The following is a 14,945-nucleotide window of genomic DNA, read 5'->3' as shown; positions in this document are numbered from 1 at the left end:
CGTCAACCCTTCACGTACGGTATGCCGCTGGCGGCCGGTGGCCGGGACCTGCCTACAAGGCCGGCGACGGCGAAGATGGTCACCAGATAGGGCAGCATGGCCATGAACTGGCTCGGCACCGGAGTTCCGATGATGCCCAGGATCGACTGCAGGTTGTAGGCGAAGCCAAACAGCAGCGAAGCCAGGAACGCGCCGATCGGGTTCCAGCGCCCGAAGATCAAAGCAGCAAGGGCGATGAAGCCACGGCCACCGGAAATGTCCTTGGTGAAGGAGTCGATGGTTACCAGCGTGAAGACCGCCCCGCCAATGCCGGCGATGGCACCACCGAGCGTCACGTTCCAGAAGCGGGTGGCGTTCACGTTGATGCCCAAGGTGTCCGCGGCCTGCGGGTGCTCACCGACGGCACGGACGCGAAGACCCCAACGGGTCTTGAACAAGCCGAACCACACCACGGCGACGGCAATGTACATGAGGTAGCCGGCAATGGACTGCTCGAACAGGATGGGCCCGATGATGGGGATGTCGGACAGCAGCGGAATGGGCAGGATGTCCAAGCGGCCAGGGGTGTTGAACTGCTCCTTGTCGGGGACCATGACGGTTCCGAACAGGAAGCCCGTCAATCCGGAGACCAACACGTTCAGGACCACGCCGACGATGATCTGGTTGACGAGGTACTTGATGCTGAACACCGCGAGGACCATGGAGACCGCGGCGCCTGCGGCTGCGGCCGCAATCAGGCCGACGTAAGGGCTGCCGGTCACCGTGGCCACGAGGGCTGCCGTGAAGGCGCCACCCAGCAACTGGCCTTCGATGGCGATGTTCACCACGCCCACACGTTCGCACAACACGCCGGACAACGAGCCGAAGACCAACGGAACTGCCAAGGTCACGGATCCGGCCACGAGGCCCGCCAGCGAAATGGACGGCTGCCGGGCACCGGCCACGATCCAGACGAGCAACGCGAACACGAACAGGACCGCAAAGGCGATAGGCAGCCACTTGGGGAATCGTTCCCCGCGCGTCCACAGGTAGATGGAGTAGGCGGCCATGGCGAGCAGGAGGATGCCTAGGACAACACCACCCACCTGCCCGGGGATGAGAAGTGCGGGGACTTCAACGGCGTCGCCCGGGTCGCTGATCTTCATCTCCGCCGTCTGGTCCGGACCCATGAGGCCAAAGAAGACCAGTGCTATGAGGGCCAGAACACCGAGTGACAAGGGAACCTTCAACGAGGGCCGGACCGTTGGCAGGGCCGTTGATCCTGATGCGGGGGCGGTGGATGTTGCGCTCACTTGGCACCTCCAGCGTTGACAAGGGCAGCTTTCCGGGCGGCCTTGGGCGTCTTGGTCTTCTTCTTGGGTTCAAGCCGGAAGAGCGACCGGATCAGTGGCGGCGCAGCGATGAACAGGACGATCAGTGACTGGACCACCAGCACGATGTCGATGGGCGTGCCCGTCTGGATCTGCATCTGCACGGCACCGGCACGGAAGGCACCGAACAAGAGGCCTGCAAAGAACGTGCCCCACGGAGTGCTGCGGCCCAACAGGGCGACGGTAATGGAGTCGAAGCCGATCTCTGCAGCAACTCCGCCCGTCAGTACTTTCTCCGTGCCCGCTACCTGGGCGACACCGCCGAACGCCGCGAGGGCACCTGCGAAGGCCATGACCAGGATGGTAGCCCGCGGCACTTTGACGCCCGCCGTTCGAGCGGCGATGGGGTTGGCGCCGACCGCCCTGAATTCGAAGCCGATGGTGGAGCGGTTCAGCATCCACCACACGCCGTAGGTCAGGAGCACAGCCACGAGGAAGCCGAGGTGGAGCCGGGATCCCGGGATCAAGACAGGATAGGTTGCTGTCTCGTCCAGGCGGGGTGAGATGGGGCTGTTGTCCCCCGGCCGACGGAACGCGGCTGTGTTCAGGAGGAAGTCCAGCAGGAACAAGGCCACGTAGTTGAGCATGATGGTCACGATGACCTCGTGCGCTCCCGTCCTTGCCTTGAGGATGCCCACAATGGCTCCCCACACGGCGCCGCCAAGAACACCCATGACGATCACCACCAGCAGGTGCAGTCCGAACGGCAGGTGCCAGGCGAAGCCCACGTAGGCAGCCAAGGTGGCGCTGATGATGATCTGCCCCTGGGCACCGATGTTGAACAGCCCGGCGCGGAAAGCCAAGGCCACACCCAAGCCGGCACAGATCAGCGGAGTGGCAACGGTCATGGTCTCAAGCAACGGCTGGAAGCCCTGCCGCGGGTTGAAGATGGAGCCTTGGAAGAGGGCCACGTAGCTCTCGGTCATGGCGTTCCAGAGGGCGGACAGGAAGTCGCTGGGTCGGGCAAAAAAGTAACCGGCGGTCCTGGCCACCTGGCTGTCGGTGCTGGCGATCAGCAGGCCGCCAAGAACAAGCGCCACAATGACCGCCAGGACGGACACGAAGCCGCTGCCCATGACAATCCGGCGCATCGTGCTGCCCTGCCGGTGACCGGTGTCCCCGCTTTGGGACGAAACGGGAACGATGGATGGCTCCATCATTCCGCCGGCAGTATCCAGCGCGACATCGGCCGCGCGGACTTCCGAGGTCGACTCTTCCGGGGCTTGTTCCTTGGGTGACCCGTTGTTGCCCACGGGGTCCTGGCCCGCTTGGTCCTTATTCGTCATGGGAGCCTCCTTCGGGGCCGACGCCTGCCATCATCAGGCCGAGGGTGTCGCGGGGCGTTCCCGCGGGGACGATGCCCACGAGCTTGCCCTTGTACAGCACGGCAATCCTGTCAGCGAGCTCAATGACTTCATCGAGCTCAGTGGACACGATCATGACCGGAGTTCCCACGTCCCGCTCTGCAACGATGCGCTTGTGCAGGAACTCGATGGAGCCTACGTCAACGCCGCGGGTGGGTTGGCTGGCGATAAACAACCGCAGGGGCCGGGACAACTCCCGGGCCATGACCACCTTTTGCTGGTTGCCGCCGGACAACGTACCGGCAGCTGCTCCGGCCGAGGGAGTCCGGATGTCGAACTCCGCGATCTTGGCCTTGGCATTTTCAGCCACCTTGGCGGGCTTCATGCTCACGCCGCTGGCGAATGGTGCCTGGTCGTAGAGATCGAGGACAAGGTTTTCGGCAACAGAAAACGGGCCCACAAGCCCGTCTACGGTGCGGTCCTCGGGTACGAATCCGACGCCTGACCGCAGCACGTCCTTGACCGGCAGCCCGAGGAGTTGCTTACCGTCCAAGGTCACCGAGCCTGTGACGTGCTCCTGGACGCCCAGGATCGCTTCGGTCAGTTCCGTCTGACCGTTGCCTTGGACACCCGCGACGGCGAGGATCTCGCCTTGCGCGATGTCGAAACTGATGCCGTCCACAACATTGGTGCCATTGGGCGCGCGCACCGTCAGGTTCTCCACCACGAAGGTGGTCTCCTTGGGCTGGGCGGCTGCTTTGTCCAGGCTCAGGCTGACAGGCCTGCCCACCATCATGGAGGCAAGTTCAGTAGCAGACGCCGTGGGTGGCGCATCACCCACCACTTTGCCGCGCCGGATCACCGTGATGACGTCCGAAACAGCCTTCACTTCGCGCAGCTTGTGCGAGATGAACACGATGGACGTGCCGGATGCCCTGAGTTGCCTCATGATGTCCAGGAGCTCGTCCGTTTCCTGCGGAGTAAGCACGGCAGTGGGTTCGTCCAGAATAAGGACCTTGGCTTCGCGGACCAGGGCTTTGATGATCTCAACGCGCTGCTGGACACCTACGGGAAGGTCCTCCACGAGGGCATCCGGGTCCACGTCAAAGCCGTACTTCTGCGAGATTTCCCGGATTTTCTTCCGGGTCTCGTCAATGCTGAGGACGCCGCCGAACGATGTAGGTTCAGCGCCGAGCGCCACGTTCTCGGCCACGGTGAAGACGGGAACGAGCATAAAGTGCTGGTGCACCATGCCAATCCCTGCAGCCATCGCGTCACCGGGCCCGCGGAAGCTGACTGGTTGGTCATCGACGAGGATTTGGCCGGCTGTGGGCTCGTAAAGCCCGTACAGCACGTTCATGAGGGTTGATTTACCGGCACCGTTTTCGCCAAGAAGGCAGTGGATTTGGCCGGATTCGACTACGAGGTCGATGTCTTGGTTGGCGTAGAAGGTCCCGAAGGCTTTCGAGATCCCCTTCAATTCGAGTTTCACAACTCCCACCGTTCTGTGAGTCCGAGGGCGGCTGTACTGCTCAACATCTTGAGCAGAAGCCTATTCTTGCGAGGCCTCCGAAGCGAGCGTATGGGCCTGGGGAGCAAGATAGGCGGTCATCAGGGCAAAAACGCGCCGCCAGTACCGGAGCCCGGTACTGGCGGCGCGTCCAGGAATTGCTTACTTCTTGGGGCTCGCCGCTGATTCGACAACCAGCTTGCCGGAGACGATGTCCGCCTTCAGGGTTTCAAGTTCCGACTTGGTTTCGGCCGAGACAGCGGAATCGAAGTCGTGGAACGGTGCGATGGCAACACCGTCATTGGCGAGGGTGCCGACGTAGGCCTCGTTGCTGAACTTGCCCTCGGTATCGTCCTTGACAACAGCTTCCACGGCCTCGCCCATCTGCTTGACCACGGAGGTCAGCATGAGGTCCTTGTACTCGGGAGCGGTGACGTAGCCGTCAGAGTCAACCCAGATGAGCTTGACGTCCTTCCCGGCAGCCTTTGCTTCCTTGAGTGCCGCACCTGCACCCTTGCCCACCGGACCAGCGACAGGCATGATGATGTCCGCTCCCTGGTCCAGCAGGTTCAGGGTGACCTGCTTGCCGGTGTCCTGCTTTTCGAAGTCGCCCGTGAACGAGCCGTCCTGGGTGGTCTTGTCCCAGCCGACAACCTGGACGGACTTGCCCTTTGCCTTGTTGTAGGCCTGGACGCCGTCATAGAAGCCATCCATGAAGATGGTCACGGTGGGAATCTTGACACCGCCGAAGGTGCCCACCTTGCCGGTCTTCGACGTTGCCGCCGCCGCGTAGCCAGCCAGGTAGGCGGCCTGGGCGGTGTCGTAGACAATCGGCTTCACGTTGGCGATCGGGGTCGCGTACGAATAGTCGATGATGGCAAAGTGCTTGTCAGTGTTCTTCTCTGCAGCGGCCTTGGTGGCGTCACCCAGGAGGAACCCAATGGTGAGAGTCAGGTTGCAGCCCGCCGAGATCATGCCGTTCAGGTTGGTCTCGTAATCGCTGTTGGACGTGGACTCTGCAGACTTGACCGTGATGCCCAGATCAGTTTCAGCCTTCTTGAGGCCCTCAAACGAGGATTGGTTGAACGACTGGTCATCGAATCCGCCGGAGTCGGAGACGATGCATCCGATGAAATCGCTCTTGGTGGCGGTGGCCGAACCGGCGTCAGGAGCCTGACCGCAGCCGGTCAGCAGGAGTGCTGCTGCGCCGACGGTTGCAACACCGGCCATTGAACCGCGCTTCAGGGTGGCACGCAGTGGTTTCTTCAATTTTCCTCCAGGAAGAAAGTGATTGGCGCTACGACGGATGGTCAATGAGTGTCCGTTTCCTATACCCGAGGCAGAAATTCTGTTTTCACTGATGCTTCGCAGCATTGCGCCGGAGCGCACTTGATGACACCAACACTAGTGGCCTGCACCACAGGCGGGTAGCACATTGTCGTGCTCCTGATCAGATTGTTGACCTTTTGTTACCAAGCAGTAGCCACCGCCGCAAGTCACAGCCGAACGAGCATCTTTCCGGTGTTCGCGCCGTCCAGGAGATCGATGAACGCCTGCGGCGCGTTCTCCAAACCATCCACGATCGTTTCGTCGTAGCGGACTGTTCCGTCAGCCAACCAGCCGGCCATTTTCTGCCGGAACTCCGCAGAGTGCTGCCGCTGCCCGCCTACAAGGAAGCCGCGCATCGTCAGCTGCTTGCCGATGGCCACTGCCAGGTTCCGTGGAGCCGCCGGCGGCTCTGTCGAGTTGTACTGGGCGATGGCACCGCACATGGCGATGCGGCCACCCACGGTCAAGGTGGACAGCGCAGCCTCGAGATGCTCACCGCCGACGTTGTCGAAGTAGACGTCAATGCCGCGCTCCCCTGCCGCTTCCTGGAGCTGCTGCAGGACCGGGCCATCGTTGTAATTGAAGGCGGCATCGAAGCCCAACTCCAGCAGCCTGGCAACCTTCTCCGCCGATCCCGCGCTGCCAATGACCTTGCCGGCCCCCATCGCCTTCGCGATCTGGCCCACCATTGAACCCACGGCACCTGCCGCGCCGGAGACGAAGACAACGTCCCCTTCCTTGAATTCAGCCACCTTGAGCAGGCCGGCGTATGCGGTAAGGCCCGTCATGCCCAAGGCACCGAGGAATGCCGATGCGGGCGCCAGGTCGCTGGGAACCGTGGCGGCTGCGGCCGCCTCCACAACCGCATGCTCGCGCCACCCCAGTTGATGCACGACGACGTCACCCACCTTGTGCGAGTCCGAACGGGACGCGACCACCTCACCTACGGCACCGCCGTCGAGCGCCGCGTCCAAACGGAACGGCGCCGAGTACGACTTCACGTCATTCATCCGTCCGCGCATGTAAGGATCCACGGACATGAACCGGTTGCGGACCAGGACCTGCCCATCGCGGAGTTCCGGCAGCTCGGAGTCCACCAAGCGGAAGTTGCCCTGCGTGGGGCGCCCGATCGGACGCGAGGCCAGGTGGATCTCACGGGTGTTCGTCACCGGGCTCATGCCGCGAACTCCACCAGCTTGAGCTCCACGTCCATGTTGCCGCGCGTGGCATTGGAATAGGGGCAGATCCGGTGGGCCTTGGCCATCAGCTGCTCGGCCGTAGCGCGGTCCAGGGCAGGCAAGGCGATCTCGAGCTCGGCAGCGAGTCCGTAGCCTTCGCTGCCGGACAACGCACCGAAGTGGATCCGGGCAGCAACGGCGGAATCGGTGAGGTCTACGCGTTCCTTGCGGCCAACCAGTCGCAGGGCGGAGTGGAAGCACGCAGCATAGCCCGCGGCAAAAAGCTGTTCCGGGTTGGTGCCTTGGCCGTTGCCGCCAAGTTCCACAGGGCTGGCTAGGGCGACATCGAGCTTGCCATCGTTGGTGCGGGCGTTGCCGTCACGGCCTTCGCCGGAGGCCAACGCCTCGGCAGTGTAGAGAGTCTTCATGTGTGTCTCCGTTCTTTGGAATGGTGTTTCACAGTGAGTGGTGCAGCGCAGCCGTGAGTTTTCCGAGCGTGGCGTGCAATTGCTCCATTTCGTCCACGGAGAGTCCGGCCGCTTCCGCCAGCCGTTGCGGGACTGCCTGGGCACGCGTACTCAACCGGCGGCCTGCCTCGGTGAGGACGATGTCCACGCGGCGTTCATCCTCGGCGGACCGATGACGTTCAACCAAGCCGAGGGTTTCAAGCCGCTTGAGCAGCGGCGACAGGGTCCCTGAGTCGAGCCCGAGTTCGGCGCCCAGGTCGCGCACGCTGCGCGGCTCTTGCTCCCACAGCACCAGCATCACCAAGTACTGCGGATAGGTCAGGCCCAGCTCGTCCAGCACGGGGCGGTAGACCGCCGTCGCTGCCTTGGAGGCCGAGTAGAGCGCAAAGCAGACCTGATGGCGGAGGCGGGGTGCATCACTCATGACAAAAACGATAGTGCACAATTCAATTGCGCACAACTCAATTGCCCGTGCTTGTACCCAACTGGGTCGCAGTTAAGCACGTTTTGAGCAGTCAGAACGCGCTTAACTGCGACCCAGTTGGGTTTACTCCTGGAGGTCCCGGATCGTTCGGAGCGCCGCTGCCGTGAGCACGCGGATCGCGTAGCCGAGGGCGCGCTCGTCCACGATAAAGTCACCGCGGTGGAGATCGTATTCTTCGCCGCCCGGCGTGTGGGTGCCAAGCCGCATCATGGCACCCGGGAGGTCCGCCAGGAACCAGGCAAAGTCCTCCCCACCCATGGATTGCGGAGTCAGGACCACAGCGTTCTCGCCAAGTTCCGCACGGGCGGCAGCTTCGATGAGGGCCGTTTCGTGCTCGGAGTTCACCACCGGAGGCACTCCACGCGTGTGCTCAAGATGGACGTCTACGCCATACGGGGCGGCAACCTGCTTGACCACATCATCCAGCAATTCGCCGGCGCTATGCCACGCCTCGCGGTCCAGGCAGCGCATGGTCCCCGCCATGTAGCCGGTTCCGGGGATGGCATTCGGTGCCGACCCGGCGGAAATCTGGCCCCACACCACGGAGACGCCGCTACGGACATCTACTCGGCGGGAAAGTACGGCCGGAACATTCACTGCTATCTGCGCCAGTGCGAAAACGAGGTCTTCCGTCAGGTGCGGCCTCGAAGTGTGTCCCCCGCGGCCTGTGAGCTCGATCTTGATGGTGTCCGATGCCGAGGTGATGGCACCTATGCGCGTGCCGATCTGGCCAACGTTGATCCTGGGATCGCAGTGAAGCGCCAGGATGCGCGGGACCCCCTGCAACACGCCCTGTTCAATGCAGGACAACGCACCCCCGGGCATGGTCTCCTCCGCCGGCTGGAAGATGATGCGGACAGTGCCGCCCAGCGGAGTGTTCTTGTGCATGCGCTGCAGAACCAAGGCAATGCCGAGCATGGTGGTGGTGTGGACGTCGTGTCCACAGGCATGGGTGACGCCATGGTTCTTCGACGCGAACGGCAGGCCGGTTTCCTCGATGATCGGCAGGGCGTCGATGTCACCGCGGAGCGCAGTAGCGATCGGCCCTTCGCCGACGTCCACGGTCAGCCCCGTGCCCTCGAGGCGCCGCGGCTTGAGGCCCGCGGCTTCGAGCCGCTCAGCCAATTTGTCGGTGGTGCGGAACTCTTTGAAGGAAAGCTCCGGGTGCGCGTGCAGGTCACGCCTGAATTCGATGAGTCCGGGCAGCAGTTCATCCACCCACGGACTCACAACGGGGGGCGGCTCGGTTTCAGTCGTGTAATTGCGCACGTCACAACTCTAGCCATGCGCGGCCCGTGAAGAACGAAAGCCACCTCTTGGTTACGCCACGTTCAGACGCAGGACAACCAAAGAGGTGGCTAACGGTGTAAGGGGAACCCCTAAAGCACGTCGGTGTCGCCGCTGGCTTTCAGCGCGTCCACGGTGCCCTTGACCAACTGGGCGTGCTCTTTGGTAGTGACCAGCAGTGCGTCCGGTGTGTCCACGATGACCACGTCCTTGATACCGATCAAGGCAATGACCCGCTTGGTATCGGAAACCACTACACCGCTCGCGTTTTCCGCGAACACGCGGGCACCTTCGCCGAGCACGGTGACTTCGTCGACGTCGCCGGCGTTGTTCAGACGGCCGATCGCGGCAAAGTCACCAACGTCGTCCCACCGGAACGTACCAGGTACGACGGCGACATCGCCGGCTGCCGCTGCCGGCTCGGCGACTGCATAGTCGATGGCAATCTTCGGCAACGTCGGCCACACGCGTGCCGTCACTTCTGCCCGGCGCGGAGTGTCCCAGGCCTCGGCGATTTCCGTGAGCCCGGCAAAGAGTTCGGGCTGGTTGGCTTCCAAGTGCGCAAGCATGAGCGACACAGGCGCGACGAACATGCCGGCATTCCAGACGTAGTCCCCTGCTTCAACGTACTTCTTGGCGACTTCCAGGCTGGGCTTCTCAACGAACTCCGCTACGGTCAGCGCATTCGGGGCGCCGTCTACCTTCAGCGCATCACCTGAGCGGATGTATCCGAAGCCGGTGGAAGGGTGCGTCGGCTTGATGCCTATGGTGACAATCTTGCCGGTGGCCGCAGTGAAGATGGCTTCCCGCACGGTGTCCTGGAAAAGGTCGTCCGGGCTGATGACTTGGTCGGCAGCGAACGAACCCATGATGGTTTCGGGATCACGGCGGTGCAGGATGGCGGCGGCAAGGCCGATGGCAGCGCCGGAGTCCTTGGGCTCGCTTTCCAATACCAACTCGTCATCGCCTACTTCGGGCAGTTGGCGGCACACGGCGGCGCGATGCGCCTGGCCCGTCACCACCAGGACCCGCTGGCCGGCCAGCGGTTCGAGACGGTCGTAGGTTGACCTCAACAACGTGCTGCCCGAGCCGGTCAGATCGTGGAGGAACTTGGGCGCAGCGGCACGCGAGAGTGGCCACAGCCGGGTCCCCACACCGCCCGCCGGAATAACCGCATGGAAGCGGTTCAATGGCGATTCCGGAAATGTCGCGTCTTCTGTACTCACCGCAACACTTTATCGGACGCAGCCGTGAAGGACCGCAGGACGCCACGTATGTGGCTTTCGTCTCACAGTGCGGGGAAAATCGCGGAAATACGGGCAGGACACATGGAATTTACAAGCAAAGTAGCCCGTCCTAAATTGAATAAGCTGTTAGCGAAGCCTAGATTTAGGCGTGAGCTACGAGTGCTCTCGCAGCAGGCGTTCCCCCCGCGTGGATCCCATGCCAGCGCCGCTGTGTTGCAGGAAGGTTTATTCAGTGCCGACAAAACCAGCTGGCACCTTGTACCGCGGCCGTGAAGGCATGTGGTCCTGGGTTGGACACCGTATTACCGGTGTAGTGATCTTTTTCTTCTTGTTGGTCCATGTGCTGGACACCTCATTGGTGCGTGTGTCCCCTGAGGCCTACACCGCCGTCATTGGCGCTTACAAGAACCCCCTCATGGCCCTGGGTGAAACGGGCCTGGTCGCTGCGATCGTCTTCCACGCCTTCAACGGCCTGCGTGTGATCGCCATCGACTTCTGGAAGAAGGGTGCCAAGTACCAGCGCCAGTTGCTGTGGGCCGTGCTTGCACTGTGGCTGGTCACGTTCGCAGCTTTCGCTATCCGCCACCTTTCCCTCGCGCTGGGAGGCCACTAAGCCATGACTACCATCCAGTCCCCGCGCAGCGGGAAGATTGCCCCGAAGTACAGCCGCACCGGTACCAGCCGCGGCAACTTCGAAATGCTCGCATGGCTGTTCATGCGCCTTTCCGGCGTTGTCCTGGTGGTGCTGATCTTCGGCCACCTCTTCGTGAACCTGCTCGTGGGTGAAGGTATCCACGCAATCGACTTCGGCTTTGTCGCCGGCAAGTGGGCCGATCCCTTCTGGCAGTTCTGGGATCTCGCCATGCTCTGGCTTGCCATGCTGCACGGTACCAACGGCGTCCGTACCATCATCAACGACTACGCCGAGAAGGACTCCACTCGCTTCTGGCTGAAGACGGTCCTGTACGCCGCCACCGTTGTCATCATCATCCTCGGCACCCTGGTGATTTTCACCTTCGATCCGTGCCCCGTCGTCGACGGCGTTCAGTTGCCTGGCGGTTTCTGCCCGGCGCCGTAGCGGCTCCCGCGGCGCAGCCGGCCCCCGCCCCGGGAACCGGCGCGCCTTACTTTGCGGAGCAGCCTCCGCCGACCATCTGAATTTCTGAAAGAGAGAGCATCTGGTATGCAGGTCCATAAGTACGACGTCGTCATTGTCGGTGCAGGTGGCGCCGGCATGCGCGCCGCGATCGAGTCCGGTCAGCGCGCACGCACAGCGGTACTGACCAAGCTCTACCCCACCCGCTCGCACACCGGTGCCGCGCAGGGTGGCATGTGTGCAGCTCTGGCCAATGTCGAGGAAGACAACTGGGAATGGCACACCTTTGACACCATCAAGGGTGGCGATTACCTGGTGGACCAGGATGCAGCCGAAGTCATGGCAAAGGAAGCCATCGACGCCGTGCTGGACCTGGAAAAGATGGGCCTGCCGTTCAACCGCACGCCCGAAGGCCGGATCGACCAGCGCCGTTTCGGTGGCCACACCCGCGACCACGGCAAGGCCCCCGTCCGCCGTGCTTGCTACGCCGCCGACCGCACCGGCCACATGATCCTGCAGACGCTGTACCAAAACTGCGTCAAGCACAACGTTGAGTTCTACAACGAGTACTACGTCCTGGACCTCCTGCTCGTCGAAGAGGACGCCGTACGCGAAGACGGCACCCCGTACAAGCAGAAGCGCGTTGCCGGCGTGGTCTCCTACGACCTCGCTTCCGGTGAACTGCACGTCTTCCAGGCCAAGTCCGTGGTGTTCGCCTCCGGCGGCGCCGGCAAGGTCTTCAAGACCACGTCCAACGCCCACACCCTCACGGGTGACGGCATGGGCATCGCATTCCGCCGCGGCATCCCCCTGGAGGACATGGAGTTCTTCCAGTTCCACCCGACGGGCCTTGCCGGCCTCGGCATCCTCCTTACCGAGGGTGCGCGTGGTGAAGGTGCCATCCTGCGTAACTCGGAGGGTGAGCGCTTCATGGAGCGCTACGCCCCCACCATCAAGGACCTGGCGCCGCGTGACATCGTGGCCCGCGCCATGGCCAACGAAGTACGTGAAGGCCGCGGTTGTGGCCCGAACAAGGACTACGTCCTTTTGGACCTGACGCACCTTGAGCCCGAGCACATCGAGGCCAAGCTTCCGGACATCACTGAGTTCGCTCGCACCTACCTCGGCGTGGAGCCGTTCACGGATCCTGTGCCGGTGTTCCCCACGGCGCACTACGCCATGGGTGGTATCCCGACGAACATCGCCACCGAAGTCCTCCAGGACAACGACACCGTGGTGCCGGGTCTCTACGCAGCCGGCGAGGTTGCCTGCGTGTCCGTCCACGGCTCGAACCGTTTGGGCACCAACTCGCTCCTGGACATCAACGTGTTCGGCAAGCGTGCCGGCATTGCGGCGGCTGAGTACTCCAAGACCGCCGGCTTTGTTGAACTGCCGGAGAACCCGGAGGCCATGACGCGTGGCATCCTGGACAACCTGCTGAACGGCACCGGTACGGAGCGCGTTGCCCAGATCCGCAAGGAACTGCAGGACACCATGGATGCGAACATGCAGGTGTTCCGTACCAAGGAATCGCTGGAGCAGGTTCTTCGCGACATCGCGTCCTTCGAAGAGCGGTACAAGAACGTCACCGTCCAGGACAAGGGCAAGCGCTTCAACCTGGACCTCCTGGAAGCTGTTGAACTTGGCTTCCTGCTCGACATGGCCAAGGTCATGACGGTCGGTGCGCTGCACCGTGAAGAGTCCCGCGGTGGCCACTACCGCGAGGATTTCCCGGACCGCAACGATGAGAAGTTCATGAAGCACTCCATGGCTTACCTGGACAATACCGTCACCGCCGACTCGTCTGCCGAGTCCGTTGCGGGCATCCGTCTTGAGACCAAGCCCGTTGTCTTCACCCGTTACGAGCCGATGGAGCGTAAGTACTAATGACTACCGAAATGGCAGAGCCCGCTTCCAAGATCGAGCTCCCCGCGAGTGTTGCCGGCGACGGTGAAATCCCCACGTTCCACATCACCCTCCGGGTCCGCCGCTACGATCCCGAAATCTCGGACGAAGCACGCTGGGACGATTACAAGCTGACCATGTACGGCACGGACCGTGTGCTGGATGCCCTGCACAAGGTCAAGTGGGAAATCGACGGCACGGTGTCCTTCCGCCGTTCCTGCGCCCACGGTGTTTGTGGTTCCGATGCCATGCGCATCAACGGCCGCAACCGCCTCGCCTGCAAGACGCTGCTGAAGGACCTGGACACCACCAAGCCCATCACCGTCGAGCCGATCAAGGGACTTCCCGTCGAGAAGGACCTGATCGTGGACATGGAACCCTTCTTCCAGTCCTTCCGCGAAGTCATGCCGTTCCTGATCAACAAGGGCCACGAGCCCACCAAGGAACGCCTGCAGTCCGTTGAGGACCGTGAGCGCTTTGACGACACCACCAAGTGCATCCTCTGCGCTGCCTGCACCTCGTCCTGCCCGGTCTTCTGGACCGACGGCCAGTACTTTGGTCCGGCTGCGATCGTCAACGCCCACCGCTTCATCTTCGATTCCCGTGATGACGCCGGCGACATGCGCCTGGAAATCCTCAACGACAAGGAAGGCGTGTGGCGTTGCCGCACCACGTTCAACTGCTCGGAGGCATGCCCGCGTGGCATCCAGGTGACCAAGGCCATTGCCGAGGTCAAGCAGGCCATCCTGGCCCGCAAGATCTAGCGGCCGTTCACTTAAGAACAGCACGACGACGGCGCCGCTCACCACTGCTGGTGAGGGGCGCCGTCGTCGTTAATCCGCTTCTGAAACCACAGCGACGACCCAAGGAGAACAGCGTGTCCCGATCCGAGAAGATCAGCTTCACAGGAAGCACGGGCGATGCCCTGGCCGGCATTGTGGATGTGCCGGAGGGGCCCGTCCGTGGTTGGGGCGTCTACTCGCATGGCCTGACCTTGGGTAAGGACAGCCCGGCCGCTTCCCGAATCTGCAAGGGACTCGCTGAGCAGGGGGTGGGCATGCTGCGTTTCGATAACCTGGGGCTGGGCGGTTCGGCGGGTGAATGGTCCGCAGGTTCCTTCAGCGTCAAAGTTGCTGACACCGTCCTCGCGGCCGAATTTATGCGTGGGCAGGGCCGGGCGATTTCCTTGCTAGTCGGGCATTCGTTTGGGGGCGCTGCAGTGTTGGCCGCTGCCCGGGACATCCCTGGGCTGAACGCCGTGGTGACGGTGGGTGCACCCTTTGAGCCGAAGCATGTGGAGCATATGTTCGATGCGGAGATCGAGGCCATCCTGCGGGACGGCAGTGCTGTGGTGGACCTGGGTGGACGGCCCATGGAGATCCGCAGGCATTTTGTGGAGGACGTGGAACGCGCTGACCTGCGCGACTGCATCCGTACCCTCCACAAGCCGCTGATGGTGATGCACTCCCCCACCGACAACACCGTGGGGATCGATAACGCGAGCGAGATTTTCCGCACGGCCCGGCACCCTCGCAGCTTCATCTCGCTGGAAGGCAGCGAGCACCTGCTGACCGGCAAGGGCCAGGCGGCGCGGGTTGCCCGGATTATCGGGGCTTGGGCTGATCCATACCTGGAGCACCCAACTGGGTAGCAGCAGAGCGCGTTTTGGACGTCCAAAACGCTGTGAGGATTGTGCTGGCTGGTCTGGGATTGGCTGGCAGAGTAGGTGCAGGCCGTTCCACCCCGCGGTCGTGACTCACAAAACGCT

Annotated in this window: 14 protein-coding genes; 5 read left to right on the top strand and 9 right to left on the bottom strand. The window is 62.7% G+C overall.

Annotated elements, in window-relative coordinates:
• Positions 1 to 2 precede the first annotated feature (2 nt).
• The 9 genes from AB0N65_RS16205 to AB0N65_RS16165 all read right to left on the bottom strand — a co-directional run bounded on the left by AB0N65_RS16205 (position 3) and on the right by AB0N65_RS16165 (position 10,155).
• Positions 3 to 1,292, bottom strand: a complete 1,290-nt coding sequence (locus AB0N65_RS16205; RefSeq protein WP_364163727.1) for an ABC transporter permease — start codon at positions 1,290 to 1,292, stop codon at positions 3 to 5.
• The gene (locus AB0N65_RS16200) at positions 1,289 to 2,656 is read right to left on the bottom strand and encodes an ABC transporter permease (RefSeq protein WP_364163724.1); all 1,368 of its coding nucleotides are present in this window, start codon (positions 2,654 to 2,656) and stop codon (positions 1,289 to 1,291) included. The genes AB0N65_RS16205 and AB0N65_RS16200 overlap by 4 nt, the downstream gene beginning before the upstream one ends.
• Positions 2,646 to 4,166, bottom strand: a complete 1,521-nt coding sequence (locus tag AB0N65_RS16195; RefSeq protein ID WP_364163722.1) for an ABC transporter ATP-binding protein — start codon at positions 4,164 to 4,166, stop codon at positions 2,646 to 2,648. The genes AB0N65_RS16200 and AB0N65_RS16195 overlap by 11 nt, the downstream gene beginning before the upstream one ends.
• A gap of 180 nt (positions 4,167 to 4,346) precedes the next feature.
• On the bottom strand, positions 4,347 to 5,414 hold the full coding sequence (locus AB0N65_RS16190; protein ID WP_364163924.1) for a BMP family ABC transporter substrate-binding protein: 1,068 nt from the start codon (positions 5,412 to 5,414) through the stop codon (positions 4,347 to 4,349).
• Positions 5,415 to 5,680: 266 nt separating this feature from the next.
• Positions 5,681 to 6,691: an NADP-dependent oxidoreductase gene (locus AB0N65_RS16185; protein ID WP_364163719.1), complete on the bottom strand. Its 1,011-nt coding sequence runs from the start codon at positions 6,689 to 6,691 to the stop codon at positions 5,681 to 5,683.
• Positions 6,688 to 7,119 carry an organic hydroperoxide resistance protein gene (locus tag AB0N65_RS16180; protein WP_364163716.1) on the bottom strand — a complete coding sequence of 144 codons (432 nt, stop codon included), beginning with the start codon at positions 7,117 to 7,119 and terminating at the stop codon, positions 6,688 to 6,690. The genes AB0N65_RS16185 and AB0N65_RS16180 overlap by 4 nt, the downstream gene beginning before the upstream one ends.
• A gap of 28 nt (positions 7,120 to 7,147) precedes the next feature.
• The gene (locus AB0N65_RS16175; RefSeq protein WP_364163713.1) at positions 7,148 to 7,582 is read right to left on the bottom strand and encodes a MarR family transcriptional regulator; all 435 of its coding nucleotides are present in this window, start codon (positions 7,580 to 7,582) and stop codon (positions 7,148 to 7,150) included.
• Positions 7,583 to 7,705: 123 nt separating this feature from the next.
• Positions 7,706 to 8,911 (bottom strand): amidohydrolase, encoded by a 1,206-nt coding sequence (locus AB0N65_RS16170; protein ID WP_364163710.1) that lies wholly within the window; start codon positions 8,909 to 8,911, stop codon positions 7,706 to 7,708.
• A 110-nt stretch (positions 8,912 to 9,021) separates the two neighbouring features.
• Complete coding sequence (locus AB0N65_RS16165) at positions 9,022 to 10,155, bottom strand: sugar phosphate nucleotidyltransferase (RefSeq protein ID WP_364163707.1); 1,134 nt, start codon at positions 10,153 to 10,155, stop codon at positions 9,022 to 9,024.
• A 253-nt stretch (positions 10,156 to 10,408) separates the two neighbouring features.
• On the opposite strand from AB0N65_RS16165, the gene sdhC reads away from it, so the two are divergent.
• The 5 genes from sdhC (at position 10,409) to AB0N65_RS16140 (ending at position 14,828) form a co-directional block, all read left to right on the top strand.
• On the top strand, positions 10,409 to 10,789 hold the full coding sequence (gene sdhC, locus AB0N65_RS16160; protein WP_364163704.1) for a succinate dehydrogenase, cytochrome b556 subunit: 381 nt from the start codon (positions 10,409 to 10,411) through the stop codon (positions 10,787 to 10,789).
• A gap of 3 nt (positions 10,790 to 10,792) precedes the next feature.
• A complete protein-coding gene (locus AB0N65_RS16155; RefSeq protein ID WP_364163701.1) occupies positions 10,793 to 11,254 on the top strand; it encodes a succinate dehydrogenase hydrophobic membrane anchor subunit in 462 nt (153 codons plus the stop codon).
• A gap of 105 nt (positions 11,255 to 11,359) precedes the next feature.
• Complete coding sequence (sdhA, locus tag AB0N65_RS16150; protein ID WP_364163698.1) at positions 11,360 to 13,159, top strand: succinate dehydrogenase flavoprotein subunit; 1,800 nt, start codon at positions 11,360 to 11,362, stop codon at positions 13,157 to 13,159.
• On the top strand, positions 13,159 to 13,941 hold the full coding sequence (locus tag AB0N65_RS16145; RefSeq protein WP_364163696.1) for a succinate dehydrogenase iron-sulfur subunit: 783 nt from the start codon (positions 13,159 to 13,161) through the stop codon (positions 13,939 to 13,941). Before sdhA ends, AB0N65_RS16145 begins: the two co-directional genes overlap by 1 nt.
• 113 nt (positions 13,942 to 14,054) lie before the next feature.
• On the top strand, positions 14,055 to 14,828 hold the full coding sequence (locus AB0N65_RS16140) for an alpha/beta fold hydrolase (RefSeq protein ID WP_364163694.1): 774 nt from the start codon (positions 14,055 to 14,057) through the stop codon (positions 14,826 to 14,828).
• Positions 14,829 to 14,945 lie beyond the last annotated feature (117 nt).

Origin of the sequence: Paenarthrobacter sp. NPDC089322 (assembly GCF_040684895.1) — a bacterium.
Taxonomy (GTDB): Bacteria; Actinomycetota; Actinomycetes; order Actinomycetales; family Micrococcaceae; genus Arthrobacter.
The sequence above is the reverse complement of the archived record's forward strand: the minus strand, read 5'-3'. Positions and strand labels throughout refer to the sequence as shown.

Bases quoted from the DNA above. Each gene is read 5' to 3' on its own strand.
- AB0N65_RS16190 (WP_364163924.1), bottom strand. From the start codon at position 5,414: ATGGCCGGTGTTGCAACCGTCGGCGCAGCAGCACTCCTGCTGACCGGC.
- sdhA (WP_364163698.1), top strand. From the start codon at position 11,360: ATGCAGGTCCATAAGTACGACGTCGTCATTGTCGGTGCAGGTGGCGCC.
- AB0N65_RS16155 (WP_364163701.1), top strand. From the start codon at position 10,793: ATGACTACCATCCAGTCCCCGCGCAGCGGGAAGATTGCCCCGAAGTAC.
- AB0N65_RS16185 (WP_364163719.1), bottom strand. From the start codon at position 6,691: ATGAGCCCGGTGACGAACACCCGTGAGATCCACCTGGCCTCGCGTCCG.
- AB0N65_RS16200 (WP_364163724.1), bottom strand. From the start codon at position 2,656: ATGACGAATAAGGACCAAGCGGGCCAGGACCCCGTGGGCAACAACGGG.
- AB0N65_RS16180 (WP_364163716.1), bottom strand. From the start codon at position 7,119: ATGAAGACTCTCTACACTGCCGAGGCGTTGGCCTCCGGCGAAGGCCGT.
- AB0N65_RS16175 (WP_364163713.1), bottom strand. From the start codon at position 7,582: ATGAGTGATGCACCCCGCCTCCGCCATCAGGTCTGCTTTGCGCTCTAC.
- AB0N65_RS16145 (WP_364163696.1), top strand. From the start codon at position 13,159: ATGACTACCGAAATGGCAGAGCCCGCTTCCAAGATCGAGCTCCCCGCG.